12 protein-coding genes and 2 pseudogenes are annotated in these 15,060 nt (G+C 69.7%); 7 read left to right on the forward strand and 7 right to left on the reverse strand.

From position 1 onward, the window contains the following. Positions 1 to 14: 14 nt before the first annotated feature. From HK415_RS06700 to HK415_RS06715, 4 genes and pseudogenes are all read right to left on the reverse strand, one after another. A complete protein-coding gene (locus tag HK415_RS06700) occupies positions 15 to 341 on the reverse strand; it encodes a hypothetical protein (protein ID WP_171557545.1) in 327 nt (108 codons plus the stop codon). Between the two features lie 423 nt (positions 342 to 764). Continuing rightward, entirely contained in the window at positions 765 to 1,463 is a 699-nt protein-coding gene (locus HK415_RS06705) for a hypothetical protein (protein ID WP_171557547.1), read from the reverse strand. Continuing rightward, positions 1,436 to 1,582, reverse strand: a complete 147-nt coding sequence (locus HK415_RS06710; RefSeq protein WP_171557549.1) for a hypothetical protein — start codon at positions 1,580 to 1,582, stop codon at positions 1,436 to 1,438. Before HK415_RS06710 ends, HK415_RS06705 begins: the two co-directional genes overlap by 28 nt. 233 nt (positions 1,583 to 1,815) lie before the next feature. Further along, positions 1,816 to 2,981, reverse strand: a pseudogene (locus HK415_RS06715) (mandelate racemase/muconate lactonizing enzyme family protein). 94 nt (positions 2,982 to 3,075) lie between these two features. On the opposite strand from HK415_RS06715, the gene HK415_RS06720 reads away from it, so the two are divergent. The 4 genes from HK415_RS06720 to HK415_RS25865 all read left to right on the forward strand — a co-directional run bounded on the left by HK415_RS06720 (position 3,076) and on the right by HK415_RS25865 (position 8,596). Continuing rightward, positions 3,076 to 3,963: a LysR family transcriptional regulator gene (locus HK415_RS06720; RefSeq protein ID WP_171557552.1), complete on the forward strand. Its 888-nt coding sequence runs from the start codon at positions 3,076 to 3,078 to the stop codon at positions 3,961 to 3,963. Further along, positions 3,956 to 4,591: a hypothetical protein gene (locus HK415_RS06725; RefSeq protein WP_171557554.1), complete on the forward strand. Its 636-nt coding sequence runs from the start codon at positions 3,956 to 3,958 to the stop codon at positions 4,589 to 4,591. The genes HK415_RS06720 and HK415_RS06725 overlap by 8 nt, the downstream gene beginning before the upstream one ends. Before the next feature lie 537 nt (positions 4,592 to 5,128). Then, entirely contained in the window at positions 5,129 to 8,080 is a 2,952-nt protein-coding gene (locus HK415_RS06730) for an AAA family ATPase (protein WP_253261792.1), read from the forward strand. 192 nt (positions 8,081 to 8,272) lie between these two features. Continuing rightward, complete coding sequence (locus HK415_RS25865; RefSeq protein ID WP_171557562.1) at positions 8,273 to 8,596, forward strand: DUF3606 domain-containing protein; 324 nt, start codon at positions 8,273 to 8,275, stop codon at positions 8,594 to 8,596. 30 nt (positions 8,597 to 8,626) lie between these two features. Here the strand turns inward: HK415_RS25865 and HK415_RS06750 are convergent, their stop codons facing one another. Continuing rightward, positions 8,627 to 8,830: a hypothetical protein gene (locus HK415_RS06750; protein WP_171557564.1), complete on the reverse strand. Its 204-nt coding sequence runs from the start codon at positions 8,828 to 8,830 to the stop codon at positions 8,627 to 8,629. 505 nt (positions 8,831 to 9,335) lie between these two features. Here HK415_RS06750 and HK415_RS24655 point away from each other — a divergent pair. After that, positions 9,336 to 10,061: pseudogene (locus HK415_RS24655) on the forward strand (DUF2868 domain-containing protein); the annotation flags it as partial. A 494-nt stretch (positions 10,062 to 10,555) separates the two neighbouring features. Continuing rightward, positions 10,556 to 11,332: a DUF3482 domain-containing protein gene (locus HK415_RS06760; protein WP_253261793.1), complete on the forward strand. Its 777-nt coding sequence runs from the start codon at positions 10,556 to 10,558 to the stop codon at positions 11,330 to 11,332. Between the two features lie 10 nt (positions 11,333 to 11,342). On the opposite strand, the gene HK415_RS06765 is transcribed toward HK415_RS06760, so the two are convergent. Continuing rightward, positions 11,343 to 13,313 (reverse strand): hybrid sensor histidine kinase/response regulator, encoded by a 1,971-nt coding sequence (locus HK415_RS06765; RefSeq protein ID WP_309246608.1) that lies wholly within the window; start codon positions 13,311 to 13,313, stop codon positions 11,343 to 11,345. A 183-nt stretch (positions 13,314 to 13,496) separates the two neighbouring features. Here HK415_RS06765 and HK415_RS06770 point away from each other — a divergent pair, with 183 nt between their 5' ends. Next, positions 13,497 to 14,276, forward strand: a complete 780-nt coding sequence (locus HK415_RS06770; protein ID WP_171557569.1) for a transglutaminase family protein — start codon at positions 13,497 to 13,499, stop codon at positions 14,274 to 14,276. A 16-nt stretch (positions 14,277 to 14,292) separates the two neighbouring features. On the opposite strand, the gene HK415_RS06775 is transcribed toward HK415_RS06770, so the two are convergent. Beyond that, positions 14,293 to 14,997 (reverse strand): SOS response-associated peptidase, encoded by a 705-nt coding sequence (locus HK415_RS06775; protein WP_171557571.1) that lies wholly within the window; start codon positions 14,995 to 14,997, stop codon positions 14,293 to 14,295. Positions 14,998 to 15,060 lie beyond the last annotated feature (63 nt).

Genomic DNA, 15,060 nt, shown 5'->3' on the forward strand with positions numbered 1-15,060 from the left:
AAAGAGCAGCGGACTCAGGCGGCACGGTGGCGGAAGAAGGAAGTGACGAACAGGCGCGGGATGGGGATCTGGTCCCGCCGGCGCTGCTCGGCGAGGCTGCGCGCTTGGCGGGGCAGGTAGGAAATCTCGTTGCGCGCGTCCAGCGCCACGGCGCTGAGCGCGCCTTCGAGCGAGCGATGGTGCTCGCCGCCGAAGATCTTGAAGGCGCAGTCCGCGTCCCAGTAGCTGTCGGGACGGGCCCAGCAGACCTTGGCATAGCTGCAGTAGCGTTCGCCCTCGCCCACGGGGGCCGCATAGGCCGCGAGGTAGAAGCCGTTCACCGGCCCCCAGATCCTTTCCATGTGCTGCTCCCTGGCTGCTTTCCTGCGCCGGGAGTTTGCTCGATCCACTGCTCGGCCATGATGCGTCGCGCGCCATGTCGCGGCGCGGTCCTACATGCCTCAGCCGTGGGAGTACCGGGCTGCGGAAACGCAACCCGGGAGCATTTCGCGCTAGCGGCGCACGAGCTCTCGGCGTCGCCTTCAGGGAGAGCTCGCCGCCCGCCGGCTGCCAGGCCATCGCCCGCTCGCGGCGCGCCGCCTCGCGCTCCCAGCCGCGCGCGGCGCGCACGGTGTCGCGGTAGGCCTCGGCGCTTTGCAGCAGCCACTGGCGGTCCTCGGCGGACAGGGCGTGGGAGGCACCGGCGTTGCCGGGGACGCTGCCGCTGCGCACCGCCTGGATCAGGCGGTCGATCTCGCCCGCCGTGTGCGCCGGCGAGGACAGGATCACCAGCCGCTGCGCGCCCGAGGGGTTGCTGGGCACGTGGCAGCCGCTGCATTGCGCCTCGCGCATGTGCAGCGACAGGTCGCGGTACTGCCGGTCGAGCGAGCGCAGGTAGGGGTTCTCCGCGCGATAGAGCGCGTCGAACTGCGCCACCGCGGGTTGCGTGCGGCCGCCGGCATCGGTCCACAGCCACTGGCCGTCGAAGCGGCGCGCCACGGCCTCCACCGGCTGCAGCAGCGGCGTGGGGCCTGCTCGGTGAACTGCGCGACGTGGATGCGACCGGTCTGGGGCTGCACCCAGAGCAGCACGCCGTTGGTGTGCTGGTAGGCGGCCCATTGCGCGGGGTCGTGCCAGAAGGGATGCGGGAACTGCCCGGGCGCGAGCCGGTTGCGGAACCCGGCCTCCAGCCGGATCACGAACTGGTTCTCGGCGCCGACCCATTCGACCTGGTGGTTGCCGTTGAACATGAAGAGCGGCGCATACAGCTGCGTCCACACTTCCGGCGCCAGTTGCGTCATGCCGCCCTGGCGCAGCGCGGCCGACGTGCTGCCGTGGTGGCCCCAGAGGACCCGGTTCGGCAGGTGCGAGTGCAGCACGCCCTCGCCGGCGAGGCCCTGGCGGCAGCTCTCGAAGGCGGCCGCGTCATCGGCATCCGCCAGCGGGCAGTGCATCATCAGTTCGGCGGCGATGCCGCGCGCCATGGACGCGATCGTTGCAGGGACGGGCGCCTGGTCACCGGCTCCCGCGGCGCGACCGCCAGCAGGGCCGCGACGCCGATCCAGCGCGCGTGACGGGGGATGGACTTCAGCAGGGACTTCATTGCTCTCTCCTCCTTCGCCAGGGCAATGTAGGAAGAGCAGTGCAGCCCGACAAGGGGCGGCGCAACGGACGGCAGGCGCGCCTGTCACAGGTGCTCACGCGTGTTGACGCCACCTGACACGATGCACGCATCCGGGCGGCACGGCCGGTCGCGGCGCCGGGACGAGTGGTCGGCGCCGCAACTCGTTCGCGCGCGCGCCGCCGGTCCGAAAGGCCGGCGATCCGGCCCGGCGGTCAGTCGGACAGTGCGCGCATCTCCTTGATCAGGTCTCCCTTGCCCTCGAAGCCGATGCCGGGCAGGTCCGGCATGGTCACGAAGCTGTCCTGCACCTTCACGCCGTCGGGGAAGCCGCCATAGGGCTGGAACAGGTCGGGATAGGACTCGTTGCCGCCCAGGCCCAGGCCGGCCGCGATGTTCAGCGACATCTGGTGGCCGCCGTGCGGCACGCAGCGGCTGGCCGACCAGCCGTGCTGCCTGAGCATGTCCAGCGTGCGCAGGTATTCGACCAGGCCGTACGAGAGCGCGCAGTCGAACTGCAGCCAGTCGCGGTCGGGGCGCATGCCGCCGTAGCGAACGAGGTTGCGCGCGTCCTGCATGGAGAACAGGTTCTCGCCGGTGGCCATCGGGTTGGTGTAGTAGCTGCGCAGGACCGCCTGCAGCTCGTAGTCCAGCGGGTCGCCCGCCTCCTCGTACCAGAACAGGTCGTACTGTTGCAGCGCCTTGGCGTAGGCGATGGCGGTGTCCATGTCGAAGCGGCCGTTGGCGTCCACGCACAGGCGCTGGCCGTCCTGCAGGATGGAGAGCACGGACTCGATGCGGCGCTGGTCCTCGGCCAGCGAGGCGCCGCCGATCTTCATCTTCACCACCGAGTAGCCGCGATCGAGGTAGCTGCGCATCTCCTTCTTCAGCTGCTCGTCGTCCTTGCCCGGGGGTAGTAGTAGCCGCCGGCGGCATAGACGAACACCTTGCGCTTGACGGTGCCGTCGCCGTAGCGGTCGGCCAGCAGCTGGAACAGCGGCTTGTTCTCGATCTTGGCGACGGCGTCCCACACCGCCATGTCGATGGTGCCCATGGCCACCGAGCGCTCGCCGTGGCCGCCCGGCTTCTCGTTCCTGAACATGGTGTCCCACACCTTGTGCGGGTCGAGCACGCCGCGCTCGTCCAGCAGGGTGTCGGGCCTGGCCTCCAGGATGCGGGGCAGGAAGCGTTCGCGCATCAGCTGGCCCTGGCCGTAGCGGCCGTTGGAGTTGAAGCCGTAGCCGACCACCGGCCTGCCGTCGCGGACCACGTCGGTGATCACGGCCACGAGGCTCAGCGTCATCTTGCTAAAGTCGATGTACGCATTGCGGATGGGGGAACTGATGGGAACGGTCTTCTCGCGGATCTCGACGATCTTCATGTGCACTCCTGAAAGCAGGGCGTGATCATCGCCAAAGGCCGCAGCGCGCGCCAATGCCCTTTTTCTTGCCTTTGATGCCGCCACGGCACCGCCCATGAACCTGTCCTGGCTGGAGGATTTCCTCGCGCTGGCCGCCACCGGCAACTTCTCGCGTGCCGCGGAGGACCGGCACATGACGCAGCCGGCGTTCAGCCGCCGCGTGCGCGCCCTCGAGGAATGGCTCGGGGTGGAGCTGTTCGACCGCAGCACGCAGCCCGCGCGCCTGACCGCCGCCGGCGAATGGTTCCGCCCGCAGGCGGAGGACCTGCTCGCGCGCGTCGGCCGGCTGCCGCCGGAAGCGCGCTCTGTCGCGGAGGCGAATGCATCGACGCTGCACCTGGCGGCCACCCATGCCTTGTCCTTCAGCTTCGTGCCGCGCTGGCTGCAGTCGCTGGAGCCGCACATCGGCCTGGGGCCGATCCGCCTGGTGTCCGACGTGCTGCAACGCTGCGAGGCCCTGCTGGCGCAGCGGCAGGTGCAGTTCGTCATCGCGCATGGCCTGCCGGGCGCGCGCGGCGAGCTCGATGCCGCCGGCGTGCCCTCGGTGGCGATCGGCAGCGACCTGCTGCTGCCGGTGCATGCGCAGGGCGCGCCGGAGCGCGCCTTGCTCGGGTTCAGCGACGAATCGGGCCTGGGCCGCATCGTGCGGCAGGTGCTGGGAACCGAGCTTGCGGCCGCCGGCTGGCAGCCGGTGTTCACCGCGCACCTCGCCTCGGTGCTGAAAAGCATGGCGCTCGACGGCCGCGGCCTGGCCTGGCTGCCGCAGTCGCTGGTGCGCGAGGACCTGCAGGCGCAGCGCCTGCAGGTGGGCGGGCCCGCGCACTGGCGCATCCCGGTGGAGATCCGCCTGTACCGCGACGCCGCGCCGCTGGGACGGCACGCGGAGGCCTTCTGGCAGGCGGCCGCGATGCTCGCGCGCGACGAAGCGCGGCAAAGTGGTTGACCGCCCCCGGCGGCAGCGGGGACGATGGCGGCTCCAAAAAAACCGGAGGAAGATCCTTGATCGCTCGTTTCGCCCTGGCCGGCTTGCTGGCCGCCGCCCCCTGGCCACCCTCGCACAGGCGCTGCCGCAGCCCGCCGAAGGCTTCCTGTGCTGCAACCTGCGCACCGACGGCAAGTGGATCTCGGACATCAACTATTCCGAGAACGGCAAGAAGTTGATCCCCGTGGGCACGCCGGTGAAGGCCACCGGCTATGGCCGCCAGCGCGTGTACATCGACCTGCCCGATGGCAAGCAGGCCATCGGCAACGACTACAGCCGCAACCTGGACCTGACCACCTTCGCCCAGCGCTACATCGTGGCGGAGGATCCCAGGCGCAAGCTGGCGGGCTTCTCGCCCAAGGTCCGCAAGGCGGTCGAGAGCGCGCGCGTGATGCCCGGCATGACGCGCGAGCAGGTGCTGATGGCCGTGGGCTATCCGGTGAGCAGCGAGAACCCGCAGCTGGATGCGAAGATCTGGCGCTTCTGGCTCAGCAGCTTCGCCGAGTTCCAGGTGGTCTTCGGCGCCGACGACCGCGTCAAGGAGATCACGACCGATGCGCAGACGCGCAACCTGGTGGTGATGGACTGAGGACTCGCAAAGCGCGTCAGCAGTCGGCCCTGCGGTATTGCTGGTTAGCACAGCTCGCGCACTTCCGCCTTGCGAAGGGCAGTCTCGATTTCCCCCATGCTCGCATCGCCGGACTCCCAGCTAAGCAGCACGATTCGGGAAAACCACGCGCGAGCAGTCTCGAAATTGGCAAGCGTGGGGTACACGGCGGCGTTTTCGCGGCACCATAAAAAATCCCCGGGGCACTGCTGCCCCGAGGGGATAAGTAGCCGGGAAAGAAACTTGAAAAAGAACCCGGCTCAATGATTCTGATTGCACGACGCGTGCCGGGTTCCGTGACCCGGGCCGCCGCGGTGGAGTGCAGCGAAATGCCAACACCACCTTTCGTGAATTTGTCACGACCGGTACGGCAGCCCAGCATGGGGCCTGCCTTTCATCTCGCCTCTGCAAAACCCTTTCTGTAGGATGTCTCTGACAGCGAGGCCTTTCCGTGGGGCCCCCGCTGGCCAGATTTGTGAGTGGACGCGCGCGGCGCGTCACCTTTAGCGCAGGAACATCATGTCCGACCTGTCCGCCAGCAAAGACCAAGCGGAGGCGCCCTCCGACGGTGCCGACGCACCGAGCCTCTGGCTCAGCCTCAAGAAACTCGCGGCGCGCCTTTCCGACTGGTACACGATCCAGTCCACCGCGGTCAAGCTGATGGTGATCGCCGTCGCCCTGCTGATCCCGCTCACGGCGAGCTACTCCTTCGTCATCTGGCAGCGCCAGGCGGCCGTCGCCGAGCAGGTCAAGGCCATGGCCGGCCAGTCCGGCGGCGAGGCCATGTGGGCGCTGAACGAGAAGCTGCCGGTCGCCTTCGGCACCGGTTCGGTGCTCGGCTTCCTGGACAAGAACACGGTGGAGCGCATCACGGTGGTCTACAAGCCGCTGATGTGGAACGTCTCCGAACGCATCATCCTGATCGAGTCGTCCGGAACGCAGTACGCCTACTACCCGAGCGACATGGAGACCAAGATCTTCGCGGACAAGGCGGTCAGCGCGCCCTGGGGCGGCAAGCTGGTCTTCGTCCCGCGCGGTGAACTCAGCGCGGCCAGCCTGGACATGCTGGAAAAGCTGGACGAGCGCTTCGCCGGCGCCCGCCCGCAGTCGGAAAAGGACGGCTGGAAAGCCGGCGTGAGCGGCGTGCTGTCCGCCGCGCTGACCATCGGCCTGCTCGGTTTCCTGGCCTTCCACCTGAAGGGCCAGTTCAAGTCGCTGCGCTTCATCGAGCCGAACCAGGTGCACGGTTCGATCGGGGACCTGGTCGGCATGGACGACATCAAGAACGAGGTGCGCCAGATCAAGGACCAGTACGAGCGGCGCGCGGCCTACGCGGAGTACGGCATCAACAAGCCGTTCAACGTGATGTTCAGCGGCCCCGCGGGCACCGGCAAGACCAAGCTCGCCAGCTACCTGGCCAAGGAACTGAACCTGCCGATCCTGTTCCACTCGGCCGCCAACCTGGAAACCGGCTACGTGGCCGGCGGCTCCAACACGCTGGCGCGCATCTGCTCGCTGGCCAAGCGCCGCAAGCGCTGCATCGTGTTCCTGGACGAGGCGCAGGACCTGTTCATGAAGCGGGGCGGCCACCGCAAGTTCGACGACGACACGCAGAACATGCTGCTGGCGATCCTGGACGGCGTGCGCACCAAGGCCGACGCCGAGATCATCTGGATCGTCGCCTCCAACTTCAACAGCGAGTCGATGGCGATGGACGAGGCCATGCTGCGCCGCTTCCAGATGAAGGTGGACTTCCGCCTGCCGAACAAGGAAGAGCGCCGCGCCATCATCCAGCACTACCTGGACCAGCGCTCCGACAAGGTGGCGCCGGACCTCGACCTGCGCCACTTCGTGGAGATCACCGAGGGCCGCAGCCCGGCGGACCTGGAGACCATCGTCAACCAGGCCGGCATCACCGCGGTGCAGGCCGGCGAGCTGATCGACGCCGAGACGCTGATGCAGGCCGCGGAACGCGTGCTGGTGGGCAACGTCAACTCCAACACCACCAAGGAGCGCGACCGCGACCGCCGCATCATCGCGATCCACGAGTGGGGCCACTTCCTGGTGGACTTCGAGCTGGAACGCAAGCAGGCCGGCGGCGACTGGGAGAAGTTGCAGGCGGAGATGAAGACCATCAAGATCTCGCTGAAGGCCAACCCGCGCAACAACGCCCTGGGCTTCGTGTTCCACAAGCAGGGCAACAACCTGCTCAAGACCAAGTCCGACATCGAGCACGACGTGCGCGTTCTGCTGGGCGGCATGGCCAACGAGGAACTGTTCTTCGGCGAGGAAGGCACCACCAACGGCGCCCACAACGACATCACCCGCGTGACCAAAGTTGCTGCACCACGCGGTGGCGGAGATGGGGATGTACCGCAAGACGCGCCTGAACTTCGGCGCGCTGAACGATTCCGGCAACCGCACGGTGGACGAGGAGACGCGCTCCATCATGGAGATGCAGAGCGAGCGCCTCTACGTGGAGACCAAGGCCACGCTGGCCCGCCTGAAGCCGCTGACCGAGCACCTGGCCGGCAAGCTGATGGACCAGGGCGAGATGAGCCTGAAGGAAGCTCTGTACGAGATCCGGTCCTTCGAGGCCGCCTGCTTCAGCTTCAACAGCAAGGTGGGCCTCAACGGCGCCGCCACCAACAACGCGCAGCCGGCGCCGGACGCGGCTTCCTAGACGATCAAGCGAGGGTGGGACGGAGGCGGCCCTGCGGGGCCGCCTTTTTACTTCTTCGCGGGCGCGCGGCCGGACGCGGCCGGGGCCGCGGCGGCGGGTCCGCCGGCCGCGCCCGTGGGCACGCCCAGGCGGCGGGCCACGGTGTCTTCCAGTGCGCGGAACTTGCCTTCGACCTGGCCGCGCGTCTCGCCCACGACCTTCTCGATCAGCGCGCGCTGGATGTCCACGCCGGCGGCCTGGAACTTGGCGAGCACGGGGGATTCGAGCAGCGCGACGACCTGCTTGAGTTCGTCCTCGGTGAACTTCTCCTCGAGGATCGGGCCGATGGTCGTCGGCGCCAGCTTGGTCGCGCGCTCGCGCACGATGGGCACGGTCTCGTCCATGTACTTCTTGGCATCGGCCTGGATGCCCTTGGCCACGGCCTCGCGCTTGTCGGCAGGCACGCGCTGCAGCGCGGCTTCCGCGTTCTCCATCAGCGGCGCCAGCGGCTCCTGGACCAGGCCGCGCGCCATTGTGTCGATGGCGGGCTGCTGGATCTTCAGGATCTTGGCGACCAGCTCCTTCTTGGCGGGAGTCGCGGCGGTTTGTTGGGCCTGCGCGGTGGTGCAGGCGGCGGCGATCGCGAGGATCAACAGGGATTTCTGGAACATCGGGGCAGTTTAAACGCCCCGGGTAACGGGCACGTTACGAGCCGGGGCCTTCCTTGCGGCGGCGGGCTCCGAGCTTGCGCGTTCGGCGGCGCTCGGCCGGATCCGCGGTCGCGACCGGCCGGGCGACGACTTCGGTGATGTCGACGGGCAGGCGGGGCTGGTCCTTCCGGTAGTGGTCCCAGGCCTTCTTGGCGAGTCCGGAGGTGATGGCGAAGGCGATGAGCTTGCGCAGCAGCATGGTCGGGCTCCTTGGTGGAGGCCCATCGTCGCCCGTGAGGACCGGCCGCCTTGTAGTCGCGACGCCATGGCCGGGGCAGGACGGTTCCCGGGGTGGCCGTGCAGCCGCCCGCGCCGGGCCGGCACACGCTCCTACGCCTGCCGGGACCGTTCGCGCACGGCAGGGCGCTGGCATGTCCTGCCGCGGCAGCAACACGTACCGCCTACTCTGAAGGCATCGGCAAGGAGGAAATTGACCATGTCCGAAGACGCAAACAAGATGGCCGCGGAACAGCTCTGATCCACCTGGAGCCGGAATGGGAACGGCGCAACTGGTGCAAGTGGCTGGGCTGCGACGAAGCCCAGCTCGAGCATGCGGTGACGTACGTGGGCCACGATCCTGACAACGTCCGCCGCTTCCTGCGGCAGGCGCGCTGAAGCCGGATACAAAAGAAGCCCGAGGAGGGCCTAGGGGGCGGATGCCGTTTCGGCGCCGCTGCCCTCGCGGGGTGGCAGCGCATCGCGCTTTGGAAGCTGCGCATCGCGCTTCTTCTCCTGCTGGATGAGCTGCTCCATGACGCTGCGCGAGCCTTCGCCGCTCTGGCCGCGTCCGGGGTTGCCCGCCTGGCTGCCGGGTCGCTTGCCGGCCTGCGCTTCGCCCACAGTGTCCATCTCGTACTGCCTTCGGGGCCGCCATTGCCCCACCTGCATTCAACGCAGCGGCCATGTCGCCGCGGACCCTGCCGCAAGAAGAATGATGTAGAAGGGTTACGGCTTGTGTCGGTGCGCGACGGCAGCACGGCCGCCACCTAGACTCGCTGGAAAAGTGGACAACGGCACCCTGCATCTCGACGAAGCCAGCGCCCGGCAACTGGTGCTGGTGCGCGCCATCGAGGACGTGGACACGCAGGGCAAGCTGCTCAGCGAAGTCGAGCGCGAACAGCTGGAACGCGAGGCCTTCGCTGCCAGCCGGCAGGGCGGCGGCGGAGTCGATTTCGGCGACTACCTGCAGCAGCGGGCGCGCCGCGTGCTCGCCGCCGTGGAGAACCGCAATCCCCGCGTGGCCGCGCTGCAGGAAGGCGAGGCCTGGCGCCCCTGGCTGATGGCGGGCCTGCCGCTGGCGGCCTGCGTGCTGGGCGCGGCCATCGACCGCGTCGACAACCCGCAGCAGGTGAACATGCTGTCGCCGCCGCTGCTGGGCGTGCTCGCCTGGAACCTCGCCATCTACGTCCTGATCGTCGCCACGGCGCTGTTGCCGCGCGCGTGGGCCGCGCGCGCACCCTGGGCCGGCCTGCAGCGCTGGCTGTCCGGCGTGAACGATGTCAGCCGCCGCACCGGCCGGCTGCGCGCCGACGTGCTCGCGCGTTTCCAGCAGCAATGGTGGCAGGCCGCGGGCGCGCAGCAGCGCCTGTGGTGGAAGCAGCTGCTGCATCTGTCGGCGGCGGGATGGGCGCTCGGCCTGGCCTTCTCCATCGTCCTGGGTGGCATCGTGCGCGAGTACCGCGTGGGCTGGGAGAGCACCTTGCTGGGGGTGGGCCAGGTGCATGCCTTCCTCTCCGCGCTGTTCGCACCCGTGGTGGCGCTGCTGCCTTTCGACGCCTTCTCGGTGGCCGACCTGGAACGCATGGCCTTCCGCTCGGGCGCGCGCATCGGCCTGGAGGAGGCGCGGCGCTGGGTCTGGATGTACATCGCGCTGCTGTTCCTGCTGGTGATCCTGCCGCGCGTCCTGCTCGCCGCGTGGACCGCCTTGCAGCGGCGGCACACCGGCCGCAGCATCGCCATCGACCTGCGCGATCCCTACTTCGTGCAGGTGCTGGCACGCGTGAGTCCGGCGCGCGTCACGCTCGGCATCGTCGCCGCCGATGAATCCGGCCGCGAGGCGCTTCTGCGCATGCTGCGCGAGGTGGCCGACCAGGGGCCGCCGCGCGAAGGCGGACCCTGGACCGTGCTCAGCACGGCACGCGGCGACGTGTTGCGGGTCTTCGAGGTGCCGACCGGCTTCCAGCCGCCCGCCCCGGCGGTGGCAGCGCATGCCGGGGTGGCGTGGCGGCGCAGGCCTGGCTTCAGGACCTGCTGGGGCGCTTCAAGGCCGCGCCGCGCGTGCAGGAACGCGACCCGGTGCAGGCCGCGCTGGCCGACACCGACCTCATGCTGCTGGTCCCCGCGGGCGAGGGCGATGTCCGGCAGGCGACCCGCCTGCTGCACTGGGTGGCGCAGCCCGCCCTCGTACTCGCACCCGGCGACGAATCCGCGTACCGGGCCGCGGTGCAGCGCCTCGGGCTGGCCGCCGAAGTGCTGCCGCTGGCGCGCAGCACCGCGCACTGGCTGTGCGACCCGGTGCTGCTGGATGCGCTGGCGGCCCGCCTGGCCACCAGCAAGCGCGCCGGCTTCGAACGCATGGCCGCCACCTGGAGGGACCGCAACGCGGTGCGCTTCTCGGAGGCGATGCGCATGGTCGCCGGCGAGCTGGCGCGCGCGGCGCGCGACGCCGAGGAGGTCGGCAGCGCGCCGGTGGGGCTGCGACACCTGGTGAGCGCGGCGGAACGCGACGCGGCGCAGCGCGCCCGCGAAGGCGCGCGCGGCGCCTTGCTCAAGCGACTGCGGGATGGAGAAGGCGCGGTGTTCGCCGGCCTCGTGCAGCTGTATCGCGCCGGCATGCCGGTGGCGCCGCTCGCCGCGTCCCGCCTGGACAGCGGCTTCCAGGAACAGCACACCGTGGACACGCCGCATGCGGGCATGGCCGGCGCGGCCACCGGTGCCGCCATGGGCGCGGGCATCGACATGATCACCGGCGGGCTCACCCTGGGCGCGGCAACGGCGCTCGGCGCCATGATCGGCGGCGGCGCCGCCTATGCGGCCGCCCTCTGGAAGAACCGGGGCAGCGCCACCGGGCAGCCGCTGGTGCAGGTGAGCGACGAGCTGCTGCAGACCTTCACCGAAAGCCTGCTGCTTGCATACCTGGCGGTCGCGCACCGATCGCTGGCGGCCGGCGACGCGATGGCGCCCGCCGCCTGGCGCAGCGAGGTGGTGGCGGCCGTGGAAGCGCGCAGCGAGGAGCTCGCCGCGCTGTGGCAGCAGGCGCGCACCAGCCTGGACGAAGCAGGGACGGTGGCGCCGCTCGGGCGGGAACTGGAAGGGATCGCGCGCGGGCTGCTCGCCCGCCTGCAGGCCTAGGCGCAGGCTCCTAGGCAGCGGCGCGCTTGGCCTTCTCGGCGGCGCGCAGCAGTTCCTCGACCGCCGGCAGCTCCGCCGGCTTGGTGAGGTGGCGGTCGAAGCCGGCATCGCGCGTGCGCTGCCGGTCGTCCTGCGTGCCCCAGCCGGTGAGCGCGACCAGCAGCGTCTTCTGCATGCCGGGAAGCATGCGCATGCGCCTGGCCACGTCGTAGCCCGTCATGTCCGGCAGGCCGATGTCCAGGAACACCACGTCCAGCGGCCGGGTCTGCGCCACCTGCAGCGCTTCCGCGCCGGTATGGGCGATGTGCGCCGCATGGCCTTCGATGTCCAGCAGCACGCCCAGGCTCTCCGCCGCATCGGTGTTGTCGTCCACCACCAGCACCTGCAGCTGGCCCGGCTTGGCCGGCTCGTGCGATGCGGACGGCCCCGAGGCCGCGTCGCCCGCCGCCGCCAGCAGCGGCAGCCGCACGGTGAAGGTGCTGCCCTTGCCTGGGCCCGGGCTGGTCGCGGACACGCTGCCGCCATGCAGGGACACCAGGCTCTGGACCAGCGACAGGCCGATGCCCAGTCCGCCCTGCGGCTTGCCGGCCGTGGGGACCTGCGCGAACATCTCGAACACCCTGTCGATGGCGTCGGCCGCGATGCCGACGCCCGTGTCGGTGACGCTCAGCACCGCTTCCTGGCCTTCCACGCGCACCTTGAGGGCGATGCGGCCGCCGGACGGCGTGTACTTGGCCGCGTTGTTCAGCAGGTTGCTCACGACCTGTGCGATCCGCGTGGGGTCCGCATCCATCGGCAGCGGCTCGGACGGGACCTCCACGTTCAGCTTGTGGCCGCCGGCGTCGATCAGCGAAGCGCTGGTCTCCACGGCCGTGGCCACGATTTCCTTGAGGTCGGTGCGCTGGCGGCGCAGTTCCACCTTGCCGGTGCTGATGCGGGCGACGTCCAGCAGGTCGTCGACCAGGTGGACCATGTGCTGTATCTGGCGTTCCATCATCTGCCTCGTCTTCTCCAGCACCTCGGGCTTGGTGGATGCCATGCGCATCAGGTGCAGGCCGTTGGAAAGCGGCGCCAGCGGGTTGCGCAGCTCGTGGGCCAGAGTGGCCAGGAACTCGGTCTTGCGGCGGTTGGCCTGGGCGAGCTCGTCGTTCAGGCGGCGCAGGTCCTGCTCGGACACCAGCCGCTGGGTGATGTCGGAAAACAGGATGGCCACCAGGTCGCTGCCGGGTCCGGCCAGCCGCGTGGCATACACGTCGAACCAGCGCTTCATGGCCTTGGCTTCCCGCACGAAGCGCGTGGCCTCGCCGGTGTCGGCCACGCGGCCGTACAGCTCGAACCAGTGCGCGTCGTGGTCGGGCACCATCTCGCGGATGGTCTTGCCGATCGCATTCCTCAGGCCGGTGTGCATCGCGAAGGCCTCGTTGGCCTCCTCGAAGCGGTAGTCGTGCACGCGGCCGCTGGCGTCGCGCAGGAGCTTGACCACGCAGAAGCCTTCGTCGATGGACTCGAACAGGGCGCGGTAGCGCTCCTCCTTGGCTTCCAGGCGCTGCTCGAAGTCGCGCCGCTCGCGCATGCGCAACTCCTCCTTGCTGCGGTAGAGCTCCACGAACACGCCGACCTTGGCCTTGAGCACCTCGGTGCGCAGCGGCTTGGCGAGGAAATCGACGGCGCCCAGCGCATAGGCGGACAGCATCGCCTCGTCCGGATCGTCACCGGCCGTGACGAACAGGATCGGCGTGAACCGCGAACGGGGTCGCGCACGGATTGCGCGCGCCACCTCGAAGCCGTCCATGCCGGGCATGCGCACGTCCAGCAGCACGGCGGCGAAGTCCTGCTTCTCCAGCGCGGCCAGGGCCTGCGGCCCGGACACGGCGCGCACGAGGTTCACGCGCAAAGGGTCGAGCGCGGCCTCCAGCGCCAGCAGGTTCGCGGGCTGGTCGTCGACGAGCAGGACGTGGGTGGTGATGGTGGTGAGTGGCACGGCGGGCAGGCCCCTTGCTCCGGTAGCGGGGCAGGGCCGAGTCTAAGGCGCTTTCGCACCTCGGCGGGGCGGGGCCGGCCACGTGGTGGATTTGTCTGTCACGCGCGCCGGACAAACGCTTACCCGCGCAACGCGACGGTCCTACCGCAGAGCCACGGGCTGCCCGCGAAGATGATCCGGTCCATGCGCCTGAAAGCCACCAACCGGATCGAAGTGCACTGCGAGGAGGATTGCCCCCTCGCCGCCATCCTCCGTCCGCGCAGCGGCGACGCGCAATGGGTCGTGGCGGAGCGCTACGAGATCACTCCGTCGGTGCCGGCCACGGAATACGTGGACTGCTTCGGCAACCTGTGCCAGCGCTACACGCTGCCCCGGGGCGACAGCCGCATCAGCGTCGAAGTGGAGGTGGAGGTCGCCGCCCAGATCGCGGTGGACCGGCATGCGCCGCAGGTGCCGCCCGGCCTGCTGCCCGACGAGACCCTGGTCTACCTGCTGCAAAGCCGCTACTGCCCCAGCGACAAGATGGAAGAGCGGGCCCGCGCCATCGTGCAGGGCTGTGTGGCCGGCTACCCGCAGGCCGAACGGATCTGCGACTGGATCCGCGACCACCTGGAATACCGCTACGGCGTCAGCGAGGAGAGCACCTGCGCCCTCGACACGCTGGAGCATGGCGCGGGCGTCTGCCGCGACTTCGCGCACGTGGGCGTCGCCCTGTGCCGCAGCCTCGCGCTGCCGGCGCGCGTGGTGGTGGGCTACCTGCACGGGCTCGAGCCGATGGACATGCATGCCTGGTACGAGGTGTTCCTCGGCGGCCGCTGGTACGCCTTCGACGCCACGCAGTCCGAGCCCAGGGGCGGCCGCATCGTGGTGGCGCACGGGCGCGACGCGGCGGACGTCGCCTTCCTCTCCAACTACGGGCCGCTGGAGATCACCGACATGGAGGTGTCGGTCAGCGCGATCTGAATCGTGGCCGGCGCGATCACGACATGCCGCCGGCCAGGTCCAGCGGGACCTGCACGGCGGGGTCGGCCGGGCCATGCGCGAACAGCTCCACCGGCGGCAGCTTCACCAGCGCCATCGCTTCCTCGATGCTGCCGTGCAGCCAGGTGCCCCAGTCCGCGCGCTCGATCGGGATCACCGAGCGCTTGTCCTGCGCGTCCGCCGGCAGCGAAGGGTCGGGCCTGTGCATGCGGTTCAACAGCGGATGGCCGTCGCAGTTCTGCGTCAGCATGGTGTAGCTCAGGACCCCCTCGCCGGTCTGCGGATCGGTCCATTCGCTCCACAGGCCCGCCAGCGCCCAGGGTGCCTGGTCGCGCCGCGCGAAGCGCCACCACACGTTGCGGCCGGTGCCCCAGTAGGGTTCGTCGTAGTCGAGCGCGGGGATCAGGCAGCGCTGCCCGCGGGCCCAGGGGCCCTTGAAGCTCGGCGCCGTCGCCACCGTCTCGATGCGGCAGTTGTTGGTGCTGATCGGCCGTCCCCCGCGCCCGGTCGGCCGGCGCGCCGGGCTGAACCAGGGGATCAGGCCCCACTGGCCGACCGCCGCCGAGCCGGCACGGATGAAAGGGCCCGGCTGCCAGGGGCCGATCCCCTGCGTCGCGTACAGCGGCTGCGGCTCTTCCAGCAGCGTGAAACCGAACACGTCGCGCACGACGGTCACGCTCACGGGACGGTAGCGGTTGCACATGGCGCCATTGTCCCGCAGCAATGAAAAAGGGCCGCGAAGCGGCCCCGGAAACCCGTCGGGACG

This window comes from Ramlibacter montanisoli (assembly GCF_013087525.1).
GTDB classification, from domain to species: domain Bacteria; phylum Pseudomonadota; class Gammaproteobacteria; order Burkholderiales; family Burkholderiaceae_C; genus Ramlibacter; species Ramlibacter montanisoli.

What these genes read in the sequence shown, in the direction of transcription:
- HK415_RS06750 (WP_171557564.1), bottom strand. Translation starts at nt 8,830, where the DNA reads ATGGACACTGTGGGCGAAGCGCAGGCCGGCAAGCGACCCGGCAGCCAG.
- HK415_RS06775 (WP_171557571.1), bottom strand. Translation starts at nt 14,997, where the DNA reads ATGTGCAACCGCTACCGTCCCGTGAGCGTGACCGTCGTGCGCGACGTG.
- HK415_RS06730 (WP_253261792.1), top strand. Translation starts at nt 5,129, where the DNA reads ATGTCCGACCTGTCCGCCAGCAAAGACCAAGCGGAGGCGCCCTCCGAC.
- HK415_RS06760 (WP_253261793.1), top strand. Translation starts at nt 10,556, where the DNA reads ATGGCCGCCACCTGGAGGGACCGCAACGCGGTGCGCTTCTCGGAGGCG.
- HK415_RS06700 (WP_171557545.1), bottom strand. Translation starts at nt 341, where the DNA reads ATGGAAAGGATCTGGGGGCCGGTGAACGGCTTCTACCTCGCGGCCTAT.
- HK415_RS06770 (WP_171557569.1), top strand. Translation starts at nt 13,497, where the DNA reads ATGCGCCTGAAAGCCACCAACCGGATCGAAGTGCACTGCGAGGAGGAT.
- HK415_RS06705 (WP_171557547.1), bottom strand. Translation starts at nt 1,463, where the DNA reads ATGGCGCGCGGCATCGCCGCCGAACTGATGATGCACTGCCCGCTGGCG.
- HK415_RS06710 (WP_171557549.1), bottom strand. Translation starts at nt 1,582, where the DNA reads ATGAAGTCCCTGCTGAAGTCCATCCCCCGTCACGCGCGCTGGATCGGC.
- HK415_RS06720 (WP_171557552.1), top strand. Translation starts at nt 3,076, where the DNA reads ATGAACCTGTCCTGGCTGGAGGATTTCCTCGCGCTGGCCGCCACCGGC.